14 protein-coding genes and 1 pseudogene are annotated in these 15,240 nt (G+C 43.9%); 13 read left to right on the forward strand and 2 right to left on the reverse strand.

The genetic code is table 11. From position 1 onward, the window contains the following. Window positions 1-47 precede the first annotated feature (47 nt). From ACSJJG_RS04605 to ACSJJG_RS04630, 6 genes and pseudogenes are all read left to right on the forward strand, one after another. A complete protein-coding gene (locus ACSJJG_RS04605) occupies window positions 48-683 on the forward strand; it encodes a phage baseplate assembly protein V (RefSeq protein ID WP_481088669.1) in 636 nt (211 codons plus the stop codon). Beyond that, window positions 680-1,030 (forward strand): GPW/gp25 family protein, encoded by a 351-nt coding sequence (locus ACSJJG_RS04610; RefSeq protein WP_481088670.1) that lies wholly within the window; start codon window positions 680-682, stop codon window positions 1,028-1,030. The genes ACSJJG_RS04605 and ACSJJG_RS04610 overlap by 4 nt, the downstream gene beginning before the upstream one ends. 11 nt (window positions 1,031-1,041) lie before the next feature. Further along, a complete protein-coding gene (locus ACSJJG_RS04615; RefSeq protein ID WP_481088671.1) occupies window positions 1,042-1,950 on the forward strand; it encodes a baseplate assembly protein in 909 nt (302 codons plus the stop codon). Next, window positions 1,943-2,551: a phage tail protein I gene (locus ACSJJG_RS04620; protein WP_481088672.1), complete on the forward strand. Its 609-nt coding sequence runs from the start codon at window positions 1,943-1,945 to the stop codon at window positions 2,549-2,551. Before ACSJJG_RS04615 ends, ACSJJG_RS04620 begins: the two co-directional genes overlap by 8 nt. Further along, a pseudogene (locus tag ACSJJG_RS04625) lies at window positions 2,548-3,156 on the forward strand (phage tail protein); the annotation flags it as partial. The gene ACSJJG_RS04620 and the pseudogene ACSJJG_RS04625, both read left to right, overlap by 4 nt. A gap of 208 nt (window positions 3,157-3,364) precedes the next feature. After that, on the forward strand, window positions 3,365-5,413 hold the full coding sequence (locus tag ACSJJG_RS04630) for a phage baseplate protein (RefSeq protein ID WP_481088673.1): 2,049 nt from the start codon (window positions 3,365-3,367) through the stop codon (window positions 5,411-5,413). A 57-nt stretch (window positions 5,414-5,470) separates the two neighbouring features. On the opposite strand, the gene ACSJJG_RS04635 is transcribed toward ACSJJG_RS04630, so the two are convergent. Next, window positions 5,471-5,848, reverse strand: coding sequence for a tail fiber assembly protein (locus ACSJJG_RS04635; RefSeq protein ID WP_481088674.1), 378 nt, complete (start codon window positions 5,846-5,848; stop codon window positions 5,471-5,473). Window positions 5,849-5,894: 46 nt separating this feature from the next. After that, the gene (locus ACSJJG_RS04640) at window positions 5,895-7,244 is read right to left on the reverse strand and encodes a gp53-like domain-containing protein (protein WP_481088675.1); all 1,350 of its coding nucleotides are present in this window, start codon (window positions 7,242-7,244) and stop codon (window positions 5,895-5,897) included. Between the two features lie 391 nt (window positions 7,245-7,635). Here ACSJJG_RS04640 and ACSJJG_RS04645 point away from each other — a divergent pair, with 391 nt between their 5' ends. The 7 genes from ACSJJG_RS04645 (at window position 7,636) to ACSJJG_RS04675 (ending at window position 15,193) form a co-directional block, all read left to right on the forward strand. Beyond that, on the forward strand, window positions 7,636-8,808 hold the full coding sequence (locus ACSJJG_RS04645; RefSeq protein ID WP_481088676.1) for a phage tail sheath protein: 1,173 nt from the start codon (window positions 7,636-7,638) through the stop codon (window positions 8,806-8,808). Window positions 8,809-8,819: 11 nt separating this feature from the next. After that, the gene (locus ACSJJG_RS04650) at window positions 8,820-9,338 is read left to right on the forward strand and encodes a phage major tail tube protein (RefSeq protein ID WP_481088677.1); all 519 of its coding nucleotides are present in this window, start codon (window positions 8,820-8,822) and stop codon (window positions 9,336-9,338) included. 106 nt (window positions 9,339-9,444) lie between these two features. Beyond that, window positions 9,445-9,762, forward strand: a complete 318-nt coding sequence (locus ACSJJG_RS04655; protein ID WP_074020973.1) for a phage tail assembly protein — start codon at window positions 9,445-9,447, stop codon at window positions 9,760-9,762. Between the two features lie 14 nt (window positions 9,763-9,776). Next, entirely contained in the window at window positions 9,777-9,896 is a 120-nt protein-coding gene (locus ACSJJG_RS04660) for a GpE family phage tail protein (RefSeq protein WP_071827277.1), read from the forward strand. Next, the gene (locus tag ACSJJG_RS04665) at window positions 9,889-13,212 is read left to right on the forward strand and encodes a phage tail protein (protein WP_481088678.1); all 3,324 of its coding nucleotides are present in this window, start codon (window positions 9,889-9,891) and stop codon (window positions 13,210-13,212) included. The genes ACSJJG_RS04660 and ACSJJG_RS04665 overlap by 8 nt, the downstream gene beginning before the upstream one ends. After that, window positions 13,209-13,715: a phage tail protein gene (locus ACSJJG_RS04670; protein WP_481088679.1), complete on the forward strand. Its 507-nt coding sequence runs from the start codon at window positions 13,209-13,211 to the stop codon at window positions 13,713-13,715. The genes ACSJJG_RS04665 and ACSJJG_RS04670 overlap by 4 nt, the downstream gene beginning before the upstream one ends. Next, window positions 13,712-15,193 (forward strand): phage late control D family protein, encoded by a 1,482-nt coding sequence (locus ACSJJG_RS04675; protein ID WP_481088680.1) that lies wholly within the window; start codon window positions 13,712-13,714, stop codon window positions 15,191-15,193. The genes ACSJJG_RS04670 and ACSJJG_RS04675 overlap by 4 nt, the downstream gene beginning before the upstream one ends. Window positions 15,194-15,240 lie beyond the last annotated feature (47 nt).

Here is a 15,240-nt window from a genome sequence, read left to right on the forward strand (position 1 = left end):
AAACCCAGTTTAATGTCCAGCCTGCTGTTTCATGGCATTCTTACGTCATGAACACACAACTCACTGAACTGATGCGCTTATTGCGCAACCTGATCCGAACCGGCGTTATTACCCAAGTGGATACCACAAAGGGAATGTGCCGAGTCGCGACAGGCAATCTTGAAACCAACTGGCTGCACTGGTTGACATCCAGAGCGGGAAACTCCCGCACATGGTGGGCACCCAGTGTCGGTGAGCAGGTTTTATTACTGTCCATAGGCGGAGAGCTGACCACCGCCTTTGTATTGCCTGCGATTTTTTCAGATGAGTTTCCGGCTCCATCAACATCACCTGAAGCGACACATATCAAGTTTCCAGATGGTGCCGTGATGGAGTATGAACCGCAATCTGGCGCATTGACTGTGACCGGCATCAAAACCGCGACAGTGACTGCTTCGGATTCCGTCCATATTACCGCGCCGGAAATTACCTGTGTCGCCAGCGCCCGAATTACGCTGGATACACCGGAAGTCATCTGCACGCAGCTAATGAGCACAGGCAACTTGATCGTGCGCAACGGCGGCAAAATGACGGGCAATATTGAACACACCGGAGGCACATTCAGTTCCAACGGCGTGGTCGTGGATTCCCATAAACACACCGGCATCAGGTCAGGCGGTGACACATCAGGAGGCCCCGTATGATGTACCTGGGAATGAATCGGCAGACGGGCCGAGAGCTGACCGATCTGGCACATATCCGGCAATCCGTCAGCGATATTTTATTAACCCCTGTGGGCAGCCGTATCGCGCGTCGTACCTACGGCTCTTTGCTGCCAGAACTGATTGACTGGCCACAAAACGCAGCGCTTCGGCTTCAGGTTATGGCGGCCAGCTATACCGCAATCAGCCGTTGGGAACCACGAGTGATGCTGACCTCCATCACGATGGAAACCCGACAGGACGGCAAAATGGTGGTGGATATTACGGGCACATATCATCAATCCGCCAGGGAATTTTCACTTTCTATTCCGGTGAGACATTCCCGGTGAGGTAATAAGTCATGCCAACAATCGATTTAAGCCAGTTGCCACCACCGGATGTGGTTGAGCCACTGGATTACGAACAACTGCTGGAAGAGCGCAAAAAAGGCTTGATCTCGCTCTATCCAGAAGATCAGCAAGACGCTATTGCACGTACTTTGCAACTGGAATCTGAACCTCTGGTCAAGTTGCTGGAAGAGAATGTTTATCGTGAACTGCTCTTGCGTCAACGGGTTAACGAAGCTGCGCGGGCGGTGATGGTGGCCTATTCAACAGGCAGCGATTTGGATCAATTGGGAGCGAACAACAACGTATCCCGTATGGTTCTGCATCCTGTGGATAATTCTACCGTGCCACCGACACCGGCGGTGATGGAATCTGACAACGACTACCGCGTGCGCATTCCACAGGCTTTTGAAGGTTTGAGTGTTGCCGGTCCAGTTGGTGCGTATGAATACCATGCACGCAGTGCGGATGGTCGTGTCGCTGACGCTTCGGCAATCAGCCCGTCGCCAGCTAACGTCACCGTGACCATTATGTCGCGGGAAGACAAGGGGGTTGCTTCCAAAGAATTGCTGGAAATAGTCGAAAAAGCGCTGAACGATGAAAACGTGCGACCAGTGGCGGATCGCCTGAAAGTCCAGTCAGCAAACATTGTGGAATATGAAATTGATGCGGTGCTGTACATCTTCCCTACACCAGAATCAGAACCGATCCGCAAGGCGGCAGAACAGCGACTGAAATACTATGTGGAAGCCCAGCACCGTCTGGGGCGTGACATTCGTTTGTCAGCGATTTATGCCGCATTGCATGTGGAAGGTATCCAGCGCGTAGAATTGAAAGCGCCGTTGAAAGACGTCGTGCTGGATAAAACACAGGCATCTTACTGTACCAAAACTACCCTGACGATGGGAGGTTCGGATGAGTGATCGCCTTCTACCGATGGGTTCGACTCAGCTAGAACTTGCGGCGGCCAAAGCCTGCGCTGAATTGCAGAAGGTCAAGGTTCCGCTACGTGAGCTGTGGGACCCAGACACTTGTCCGACATCACTACTGCCTTATCTGGCCTGGGCGTGGTCAGTTGATCGTTGGGACGAACGTTGGTCTGAGAATACCAAAAGGGAAGTGATCAAAAGCTCGCTATTCCTGCATAAACATAAAGGAACGATTGGTGCGATCCGGCGAGTTGTCGAGCCATTGGGTTATCTCATCCGCGTAAAAGAGTGGTGGCAGACCAACGATACCCCAGGCACCTTCCGGCTGGATATCGGCGTACTGGAAAACGGCATCACCCATGAAATGTTCGAGGAGCTGGAAAACCTGATTTTTGATGCCAAGCCAGTGAGCCGACATTTGATTGGGTTGGACATCAACCTGGATACACGCGGTGGATATCACTATTCGGCGGCGACTTACAGTGGTGACGAACTGACGGTTTACCCTTATTTCCCGGAACAAGTAACAATCTCCGGCTCAGAAGTTGTGGGCGCGGGCGTACATATTATTGATGACATGAGGATTAGATCATGAGTACCAAATATTTTGCGCTGCTGACGCAGTTAGGCGCAGATAAGTTAGCAAATGCTGCGGCATTGGGTACTAAAATTGAAATTACCCATATGGCCGTTGGGGATGGCAGCGGCAGTCTGCCGACGCCAGACACTAAACAAACCAAATTGATTAATGAAAAGCGTCGTGCAGCGATTAACACGCTGAGCATTGATCCAAAAAACACCAACCAAATTGTTGCAGAACAGGTTATTCCTGAAAACGAAGGTGGCTGGTGGATCCGTGAGATTGGCCTGTTTGACAAAGACGGCATCCTGATTGCCGTGGGTAACTGTGCGGAAACCTACAAGCCCCAATTGCAGGAAGGTTCTGGCCGCACCCAGACTATTCGCATGATTTTGATTGTCAGCAGCGCTAACGCGGTGACATTGAAAGTTGACCCGTCTGTGATTTTGGCAACACGTGAGTATGTGGATGATTCCATTAAGCAACATGCCAATAGCCGTAACCATCCTGACGCGACGCTGAAAGAGAAGGGATTTGTGATCCTGAGCAGCGCGGTGGACAGCAATAACGAAACGCATGCGGCAACCCCGAAGGCGGTGAAGGCGGCGTATGATTTGGCTAATGCGGCGAATGATAATGCCAATGGCCGCGTTCCGGCAGGGCGTAAGGTGAATGGTAAGGCGCTGTCGGCGGATATTGCGCTGAATGCGGGGAGATGTTGGTGCGTATAACACAGCCCAAACTGACGCTAAAGTGAGTGAGGCTAGATCATTAGCTAACACTGCAAACCAAAATGCGGCTAATGCAAATAATAATGCCAACACACGTTTGGAGAAAAACAAGAACGGAGCGGATGTAACTGATAAGGATGCATTTAACCGTAATATTGGTTCAGGCAGGGCATTCAGTGGAGAAGTTCCTATTGGTGGTGGTGGAAGTTGGACTACCGATGAATTCATTGTATGGCTGAAAAGTAAGGGGGCTTTTAACCATCCTTATTGGATGTGTAAGGGCACATGGGCATATGCTCACAATAAAATGATCACCGATACTGGTTGTGGCTCAATCCATCTGGCTGGTGCAGTCGTGGAAGTCATGGGCATCGAAAATGTAATGACTATCCGAGTCACTACGGCTCCAACATCGGTTAATGGCTGCATCGAGAATGCACAATTTACCTATGGAAATCATGGCAAGGATTATTACCCGAGCTGGAGAAGGGATTATAACACGGCTAATAAACCAACGGCTGGTGATGTGGGAGCGTATTCTAAAGACGAAACAGATGTCCGTGTGAATGAAGCGAAAGCACAGGCAAATGCAGCGAATGAAAATGCCAACACCCGTTTGGAAAAAAGCAAAAATGGCGCGGATATTCCAAATAAGATCGAATTTGTGAAAAACCTCGGTTTGACGGAAACTGTAAAACTGGCTGCCGGAGCCTTGCCACGTAGTGGGGGAGAGGTAACAGGGAATATCACGATTTCGACTGATACTGAGATAGCCTGGCGTAGAAACACGGACATGGCCGCTATTGGTTTTAAAAATACCGGAGATGCTGATACCGATTCCTATATGTGGTTTAAAACGGGAGATAATGGTAACGAATATTTTAAATGGCAGCATAGCCTCTCTGGAGGAGGAACCACGGAATGGATGAGCCTAAAATCGGATAATCTCCGAGTAAAAGGGCATCAGGTTTATCATGAAGGCAATAAGCCAACTGCTGAGGCGATTCAGGCTGAACCGCGTTTTAATAAAACGATAGACCTGACCGGATTAAGCAGTGAGCGGTATTATCCGATATGGTGGCGTTTCCCACATAACTATGGAGGTGCTAATTCATGGTTAACAATACATCGTAGTTATTCCGAGGATCAGGAAAAAAAGCCGTTTGGGGAAGGTGTAACTCACCTCGCTGGGTTGCAACTCCAAATTGAAGGAAGTGAAGTTGCTTGGGGCGGGGATGCCCAATATCTGAGTATTAAACGAATTAGTCAAACTTACCGTAATACAGTCAAGAATATTCGTTACCGTATGATCAGTGTTGCACGGCCAATAGACAGTAAATATCCCCTCTATGGCGGTGCTAGATCTGGTGATATTGTAGAATCTCCTGTATTCAGTGGTTGTTATTTACGTGGAGGTTTAACTTACCATGTGACAAGTAATTTTTCTGACATTAATTATTCTCGTAAAGACAATGAAGTTGAAATATCTCGTTCTTTGGAATCACAAAATAATTTTGAAATTAAATGGGTAGTGAAATCCTATGCTATTGATGATCCTATATTAGGGGAAGAATATGCTGATATTAAGACACCATATACATATGATTTTTTAGATATGGTATACCCAGTAGGAATAGTTGCATGGTTTGCCCAGAATAAAAACCCTAATACTCTTTTTCCTAAAACACAATGGAAATATATAGGCGAAAATAAAACAATTCGTTTAGCTAACCAAAATGGTTCAAACGTATTTACTGTCGGTGGAAATGATTTAATAACACTCACGGACGCACAAATACCAACTCATAATCACTCATTTAGTGCAACTACCAGCAATTTTGACTATGGCGCTAAAAATACTAATTCTAATGGAAGCCATTTCCATGATAGTGGTTGGGGAGAAGCTTATATCGGTGGTGCCCGATATGGAGTTTATGATAATACAAGAGGTAATACAGGCTCTGGTGATACTGATAAAGATAATTATAAGTATAAAACCAGTACTGAAGGTGCACATACCCATACAGTACACATAGGATCACATACTCACTCTATTTCAGGAACAACGGGAAATACTGGTGGTAACTCAGCTATCAATATCACCAATTCATATGTCATGTTAATGGGATGGTATAGGACAGCATAGGAATAGATTTCTATTTATTCATTATTAATAACAATCAGGGGCATATGCCCCTGATAATTACTCTGGTTTTTTAGGCCAATTAATATCTGGAACTTTTGAACAGTCCAAACGGTTTAATGCTATGCTGTATAATTCCCAGCTATCCAGCCGATTAATTTCATCATTTGTCGCTATATTTCTTTTGACAATACGCTCTAACCTCATGATTTGTGTATCGGCTCCATTTAGTAAATATTGCTTTTTTTGCTCTGCTTGTTGTTGTAATTCTTCTTTGGTTGGAGGAGGAATATCTCCCCATGCAGGTAAACCGTCATCTCCAGCTATACGAATTTTACCTTCAGGAGGCATATTACCCGCAAACTCACTAAAAACACTTTCATCAACTTCTATTGCATCATCAGGAAATGAACCTGCATCAATATAATCCTGTTTCATAAATACAGGATAAAATTAATTATTTTGAGCTATAATAATACATAAATTAATACCCTATTGCCATCCAGTAGATAAATGAATTTTGAACAACGCTCCAGTGCTCACCCGTTTGAAATATAAATTTTTCTTTATCAAAACTATGAACTGTTATTGCTGGACTATTTATATTATCCCTCGTATCGCTATTAGTAATATTAGGCATTATATTGAAACATACATTGGAAAAAGGGATAGCAAATTTTTGCGTAAAGTTTGTCCCATGAGGTATTCCATTACCTCCACCTAAGTCATTTGTTTTATACGGATTTTTCCACTTACCCCACTGAATAATTAAACCTGTATCACCACACTTCCACCAACCATTAGGCTCTTTTTTGGAAGTGCTTCTGATGGATGCAAGATCATCTTCTGTTAATATTTTCTTTTGCCCTCGGAATTTTCCATCCTTATCAAAAGCATATGTGGATATACCAAAACTATCCGAACTACTTCCATAGCTAAATGAAATGCCTCTGGAATGCTGTGGTCCCTCTACAGAAGGGTGAGCAACATGAATGGCTAACCCACCAAGATTATCTATACCATTAGGCCTTAAAAAACCCGAACGACCTAAATGCCGTGCATTAGTGTCTTCAAGGTAATTAGCTGTTTTCGATAAAATATATCCCGATGTCTTAGTATGAGTATTTAATTGAATAAAGCGATTATCAGATTCAGATTTAGTATAACTATCATCAGTGAAAGCCAATTCTTTAATAGGAGAATTAGCAGTACCTGCATTATTTCCTGCAACTACTTTTACACGGGCTGTAGCATAATTAACTGAAAATGATGCATAAGTATCACCGGCTTTTAGAAGAAGTCCAGCACCATATATATGTGTATAATCAGATTCTCCTGAATTTCTAAAAAATTCAGGACTAACGCCAGATCTACGTATCCAAGTCAAAAATTCATTGTTATTTTTGGAAAAAACAGTACCACCACTTCCACCAAACCCAAAGCTACCTTTTAGTTGATACTTACTATCAGCTTCTGATTTTGTATAAGCACCAATAGTCGCAGCAGTTGGCTTATTGCCTTCATGATAAACCTGATGCCCTTTTACTCGGAGATTATCCGATTTTAGGCTCATCCATTCCGTGGTTCCTCCTCCAGAGAGGCTATGCTGCCATTTAAAATATTCGTTACCATTATCTCCCGTTTTAAACCACATATAGGAATCGGTATCAGCATCTCCGGTATTTTTAAAACCAATAGCGGCCATGTCCGTGTTTCTACGCCAGGCTATCTCAGTATCAGTCGAAATCGTGATATTCCCTGTTACCTCTCCCCCACTACGTGGCAAGGCTCCGGCAGCCAGATTAACGGTTTCCGCTAAACCAGGGTTTTCCAAAACCCACAGATTCTTACGATCCAGCTAGATCCCACTCTCTAAACCCTGAAAACCAAAACCCAATGACAAAAAAGAGCCATTTTAGCCTGTCAAAAAATAACCAAAAGCCATAATCACACTGAATAGTACCGAAAAGGATAAATTTTAAACCAAGATAAGCTCAATGAATAATCAAAATAAGGTTGTTATTTGACCAGGTAAAGGCTCTCTCCAACCAAACCACCTAATTTCCCCAATCCAACCAAAATCAATTAAAATTAGTTTAATGCATTGATTATAAAGTAAAATACTAAAACACACTTGTACCATCTCCCACACACAGCCAATCGAATGATTTCCCCCGCCTAATCCGCCAATATATCAGCACACCTTAACAGGAGAGAACGCTAATATGGCACAAGACTATCATCACGGCGTCCGTGTACAGGAAATTAACGAAGGTACTCGTACCATCACTACCGTTAGCACCGCTATCGTAGGTATGGTTTGTACTGCCCCTGACGCAGACGAAAAAACATTTCCATTAAACACTCCGGTATTACTGACTGACGTTATGAACGCCATTGGTAAGGCCGGCAAAGAAGGCACATTGTCCGCATCACTGAAAGCTATTGCAGCTCAGGCTCAGCCTGTGACTGTGGTTGTTCGTGTAGAAAAGGGCGAAACTGAAGAAGTGACCGCTTCTAACATCATCGGTGGTGTCACTAATGAAGGTAAGAAAACCGGTATGCAGGCACTGTTGGCGGCGCAAAGCCAGCTCGGTGTTAAGCCTCGCATTCTGGGGGTTCCGGGTCTGGATTCAAAAGCTGTGGCTATTGAACTGGCCGCTATTGCCGAGAAACTGAAAGCAATGGCGTATGTGAGCGCTTATGGCTGCAAAAAAATCGAAGAAGTTATCAAATATCGTGAAAACTTCAAGCATCGTGAGCTGATGCTGATTTGGCCTGATTTCTTGAGCTGGGATACGGTGACCAACAGCGAAGCGACTGCATTTGCAACCGCTTATGCGCTGGGTCTGCGCGCCAAAATCGACGAAGAGACTGGCTGGCATAAAACCCTGTCCAACGTTGGCGTCAATGGTGTGACTGGCCTATCTGCAGATGTGTTCTGGGATCTGCAAGATACTGCAACTGACGCTGATCTGCTGAACAAAAGTGGCATCACCACATTGATCCGCAAAAACGGTTTCCGTTTCTGGGGTTCACGCACCTGTTCTGATGACGCACTGTTCCAGTTTGAAAGCTACACCCGTACCGCTCAGGTTCTGGCTGACACTATGGCTGAATCACACATGTGGGCGATTGACAAACCGCTGACTCCATCACTGGTACGCGACATCATCGAAGGTATCAATGCCAAGTTCCGTGAACTGAAATCTGGTGGCTACATCATTGATGGCCGCTGCTGGTATGACGACAAGGCTAATGACAAGGATACCCTGAAAGCCGGCAAACTGACCATCGACTATGACTATACACCTGTACCGCCACTGGAAAACATGATGTTACGCCAGCGCATTACAGATAGTTACCTGATGGATTTCGCGAAAAGTATCAATAAATAAGGGGCTAACTGATGGCATTACCTCGCAAACTTAAATACCTGAACTTGTTCAATGATGGCAACAACTATCAGGGGATCGTGGAAGAACTGACTCTTCCTAAGTTAAGCCGCAAGCTGGAAGCCTATCGCGGTGCTGGCATGAATGGCAGCGCAATGGTGGATTTAGGTCTGGATGAAGGCGCACTGGATGCTGAATTCACTCTAGGTGGCGTTGAAGCTCAACTGTACAAGCAGTGGGGCATCGCGAAAGCCGATGGTGTCATGCTGCGCTTTGCCGGCTCTTTTGAGCGCGAAGATACCGGTGACGTGGTTGCAGTTGAAGTTGTGATGCGTGGCCGCTTCCAGGAGTTCGATCACGGCACTTATAAACAGGGTGATAACACTCAGACCAAAATCACCGCCAAAAACACTTATTTCAAACTGACATGGGGTGGTGAAGAACTGATTGAAATCGACACCATCAACATGGTTGAGAAAGTTGGTGGGGAAGATCGTCTGGAGCAGCATCGCCGCGCTATCGGTCTTTTTTAATCGCTTCTTTTAGCAATTAACTTTTTTAAAACTTATTTCCTGTCTCTTCAGTGTGTTAATCGTACCTGTTGAGACAGGTCTCTAATCGGATAAACAAGGTTGAACCATGACAGAAACACTGAATACTCAAAATGACGATCTGCGCACCATTGAATTGGAAGCTCCACTGGCGCGAGGCAACGGCGAAATCACGGAAGTGATGGTACGCAAACCTAACAGCGGTGCGTTGCGCGGTGCACGTTTACAGGCTCTGCTGGAAATGGATGTGGATTCTATGCTGCTTGTCCTGCCGCGTGTGACCACCCCTGCATTGACCAAAAATGACCTGATGATGATGTCACCTGGTGATCTGATTAATCTCAGTGTGGAGGTGGTCAATTTTTTGTTGCCGAAGTCGGTCAAGTCCGATTCCCAGAACGATTAACTGTTGATGAATTGGTGGCAGATATTGCCACCGTTTTTCACTGGTCACCGACAGTCACAGATGAAATGTCACTATCGGAACTATTGGACTGGCGGCATCGGGCCATTTTAAGAAGTGGTGCAGAAAATGAGTAATATACAGTCACAGCTAAATAAGGTACTGAGTACCGTTGGAAAGCTGACCAGTTCCTTTAAATCTTTTCAACAGCATCAGAAAAAACTGGTAGACTCAGTTGATAAAATTTATAACCAGTTTAAAAAACTTAATAAGACTGTTGAAGAATTAAAACCCATTGTAGGTTATGCGCAGGAAACTGCGCGTATGCGCGCCGATCTTAAGGCTTATAATCAAACCATTAAACAGTCTTTCTCTACGCGGCAGAACTCCTCAAAAATAGTGCAGGTGAGTGCTGCCAGCCAATCAGCTAATATTGTTCAAATAAACCGGAATGTCAGACAGGAAAATTCATCCAATAAAAAGAGTGAATTTAATCTTGGTGTGACGGGTAATATGACTAACAATTTAAAATTGTTAGATAAATTGGTTATTAATATTAATCCTCAGATAACAATTTTATTTAGTATGCTGAATAAAATTAAAACAGTTTTGAAATTTCCTACTAATTCAGTGAAGGCGTCGTTTCAAATCCTAATTAATTCTATAAAAATTTTTGGCAGTGTTGGTATAAGAGTTTTTGGCTCTCTGAGAGTTAGTCTCCGTATCTTTGGTATTTTGTCTATTCAGACTTTTGGAACATTGAAAGTTCGGCTAAATATTTTTGGAAAGATAGGCATTAGGATTTTTGGTTCGCTGCGTATTGGATTGAATATCTTTGGGCAGTTAGGCATCCGGATCTTTGGTTCACTGCGTATAGGGCTGAATATTTTTGGGCAGTTAGGTGTCCGGATCTTTGGTTCGTTACGTATTGGATTGAATATCTTTGGGCAGTTAGGCATCCGGATCTTTGGTTCACTGCGTATAGGGCTGAATATTTTTGGGCAGTTAGGCGTCAGGGTCTTTGGTTCGTTGCGTATTGGCCTGAATATCTTTGGGCAGTTAGGCGTCCGAATCTTTGGTTCGTTGCGTATTGGTCTGAATATCTTTGGACAATTGGGTATCCGGATCTTTGGTTCATTGCGTATTGGCCTGAATATTTTTGGGCAGTTAGGCGTCCGAATTTTTGGTTCACTGCGTATAGGGCTGAATACTTTTGGGCAGTTAGGTATCCGGATCTTTGGTTCGTTACGTATTGGTCTGAATATCTTTGGGCAATTAGGTATCCGGATCTTTGGTTCGTTACGTATTGGTCTGAATATCTTTGGGCAGTTAGGTGTCCGAATCTTTGGTTCGTTACGTATTGGTCTGAATATCTTTGGACAATTGGGTATCCGGATCTTTGGTTCATTGCGTATTGGTCTGAATATCTTTGGGCAGTTAGGCGTCCGGACCTTGGGTTCGTTACGTATTGGTCTGAATATCTTTGGGCAGTTAGGCGTCCGAATCTTTGGTTCGTTACGTATTGGCCTGAATATCTTTGGGCAGTTGGGTATCCGGACCTTTGGTTCGTTACGTATTGGTCTGAATATCTTTGGGCAGTTAGGTGTCCGAATCTTTGGTTCGTTACGTATTGGCCTGAATATTTTTGGGCAATTGGGTATCCGGATCTTTGGTTCGTTACGTATTGGTCTGAATATCTTTGGGCAGTTAGGTGTCCGAATCTTTGGTTCGTTGCGTATTGGTCTGAATATCTTTGGACAATTGGGTATCCGGATCTTTGGTTCGTTACGTATTGGTCTGAATATCTTTGGGCAGTTAGGTGTCCGAATCTTTGGTTCGTTACGTATTGGTCTGAATATCTTTGGACAATTGAGTATCCGGATCTTTGGTTCGTTACGTATTGGCCTGAATATCTTTGGGCAGTTGGGTATCCGGACCTTTGGTTCGTTGCGTATTGGTCTGAATATCTTTGGACAATTGGGTATCCGGATCTTTGGTTCATTGCGTATTGGTCTGAATATCTTTGGACAATTGGGTATCCGAATCTTTGGTTCATTGCAAATTAGTTTGAGTATTTTTGCTCAGTTGGGGATACGAGTTTTTGGCTCTTTGAGAATTAGCTTAAGTATATTTGGTCAATTAGGTGTAAGAGTATTTAGTTACTTGGGAAGTAGTCTCAATATATTGGGTAGTGTTGGAGGGAAAGTTTTTGGTTTTCTCAGAAATTCATTAAATACACTATTCAGTAGCGGTAACAAAAGCGGTATTTTTGTAGGGTTAAGAAAAGGTATAGGAACATTAGGGAATATTGGCCAAAAAGTTTTTGGCGTTTTCGGTAATGGTATAAATATTCTGGCAAGTGTTGGTGTAAAAGGCCTGTCTTTTTTAAGTAGTACTTTTAGTGTATTAGGTAAAGCGATACTGTTTATTGGCCGAGCTATGATGGCGAACCCCATTCTTGCCATTATTGGTGTTATCGCAATGGCTGCTATTTATATTTGGCAGAATTGGGAAACATTGGGACCCAAATTCACTGCCTTGTGGGAAAACATCAAAAATGTTTGTAGCAATGCATGGCAGGGAATTAAAGACAGAGTCAGTGCTGCTTGGGAAGGTATTAAGAGTTATTTCATGGATGGTGGATTAATTGGCCTTATTTACCAAAATTGGGACACGATTAAACAAAGCACCTCAGAAGCTTGGGAATCGTTAAACTATAGGGGGAGTTGGGAATCCGTTAAACAGAGTACGTTAGAAATTTGGGAGAGCGTTAAAAAATCAATTTCAGATAGATGGAATGAAATTGTTGCTGATGTTCAGGCTATTCCTGAAAAATTAAAAGCTGCTGGCTCAGCAATGATCGATAGTTTGCTAATTGGTATTCAAGAAAAATGGAAGAACCTGAAAAGTAAATTCGCCTCTATTACTGATTGGTTTAAATCGTGGTGGTCTGGTGATGATAAAAAGGACGTTACCGTAAAAACATCACAGGAAATTACCAAGAGTGACACATCTCAGCAGGCAAAACAGATTACTCAATATGATAAAGGCGGATTTATTCCTGCCGGGAAACTAGGCCTTGTGGGGGAATATGGCCCTGAAATTATCAATGGCCCAGCCAATGTTACCAGCCGGAAAAATACCGCGAAACTTGCTGCCTTGGGTCTTGCTGTTAGCTCAATGTCACTGCCGGTTGCGGCGCAGGATGCACCATTACATGCGCAGAGTTTACCTGCTCACGCTTATGAGGAAGTGCAGGCGAAATGGGAGCGGAGTCAGCCACAGCAATACGGTGGCGCAGCACCGCAATATAACATCTATGTCTATGGCGCTCAGGGACAATCCGCACAGGATATTGCCCGTGTGGTCAGGCAGGAGTTGGAACAAAGGGAACGTATGCACCAAGCGCGTATGCGTAGCTCACTTTCAGACAGAGGAGAAGATTTCTCATGATGGCTGCACTTGGTTTGTTTGTTTTTATGTTGAAAACAACGCCCTATCAGACTTTTCAATATAAACAGAGTTGGCGACATGCCTTCAACAGCCGCGTGGGAGCGCGGCCTGCATGGCAGTTTGTCGGTTCAGACAATGATACGATCACGCTATCAGGGGAGCTTTATCCTGAACTGACAGGTGGCTCACTTTCATTAACCGCATTGAAATTGATGGCAGATAGTGGCAAAGCGTGGTCTTTTATTGATGGCAGTGGTGCCATTTACGGTATGTTCGTTATCGAAAGCATTGATGAGACAAAAACAGAATTTATGTCAGGCGGTGCGGCCAGAAAAATCAGTTTCACGCTGACTTTGCGACGTGTTGACAATAACTTGCTCGAAATGTTGGGCGATTTGCAGGATCAGCTTTCTGATATCAAGAAAGATTTACCTAATTTGCCAAAGAAACTTTCTGCATTCAAAGATGATATTGTTGATAAAGTCAATGGAGTATTCTCATGATCGATTTTGAAAAGTGGATACCCGACACAGATTGGATTCCCCAATTTGATTTGGTCACTGGAAAAGTCAGTGAGCCAGCTTTTCGTCTGGAAATCAATAACAAGGATATCAGTGGGAAGATCCAATCACGCTTGATGTCATTAACATTGACGGATAATCGTGGTTTGGAGTCAGACCAGCTCGATATTGAGTTGGATGATGCGGACGGTATGCTGAGGCTGCCTCGTCGTGGCGATATTTTTACATTAGAACTGGGGTGGCATGGCCACTCCTTAACACCGAAGGGAAAATTTGTTGTTGATGAAATTGAACATGTTGGTGCACCAGATCGATTAACCATTCGTGCCCGCAGTGCAGATTTTCGTGGTGATCTGAATACGAAAAAGGAAATTTCTTACCATAAATGCACTTTAGGCAGTATTGTCAGTACCATTGCTGCCAGAAATAAATTGGCATTTAAGATAAGTTCAGAGTTGGAAAATATCTCTGTGCATATTGATCAAACAAATGAATCTGACATGAGCTTTTTGACTCGACTGGCAAAACAAGAAGGCGCAATCGCTTCAGTAAAAAATGGCGAATTATTGTTTGTTCAGCAAGGGCAGAATAAAACGGCGAGTGGTAAGCATATTCCACCTGTACTGATTACGCGTGACTCAGGGGATAGTCACAGATTTTCTCTGTCCGATCGTGAGGCCTATACTGGTGTTGTTGCCCAATGGATGGATACACGTACAGCAACTAAACAGACGGTTAAACTGAGGCGAAAGGAATCAGAGGAAGGAAAAGCTGAACTTGTCGTTGAATATGGAAGTAGTAGCCAATCATCAGGCAAAAATTCTTCTCAAACAGACAAAAAAACCACTAAAAAAGAGGATGTTTCTTCCGGGAAAAAGCAACCACAATCCTCTAAAAAAGACAAAGCTCTTAAACCTAAACCACCTGCACCTGGCAAAGTTAATTTGGCGAAGAAAAATCCAAAAACTAAAGGTCGTGGAAAGCCAGCTTATATTAAAAAGGGGAGTAAAAAGAAAAGCAAAAACAAAGGCAATGGTAGTATCGAAATAGAAGCAAATTTCGATATTGAAGCAAGCTCATCTTATGAAGAACAGCGTGAATCAACGGTTGAACACCATCAAACCACTACGGTACAGCAAGAATCTGCAAGCTATTTGGTAGGAACTCAGGAGAATATTCTGACGCTTTCGCGCATTTATTCTAACAAAGAAAGTGCAGAGCGTGCCGCTATCGCTGCTTGGAAAAAAATGCAACGAGGCGCTGCGCAGTTCTCTATCACATTAGCATTGGGGCGTGCTGATATTTATCCTGAAACTCCCATCCAGTTAGAGGGGTTTAAGCCAGAAATTGATGGAACTGACTGGACCTTGGTCAAAGTCACACACACGCTCAATGACAGTGGTTTTACGACATCATTAGATCTCGAAATAAAAATCGACGAATTTGAAATGAGTACTTGATCTTAATATGAGATCTTTGGTATATTGTTCACCAGACGAGATGGTGT

This window comes from Xenorhabdus sp. SGI 60 (genome assembly GCF_056632175.1).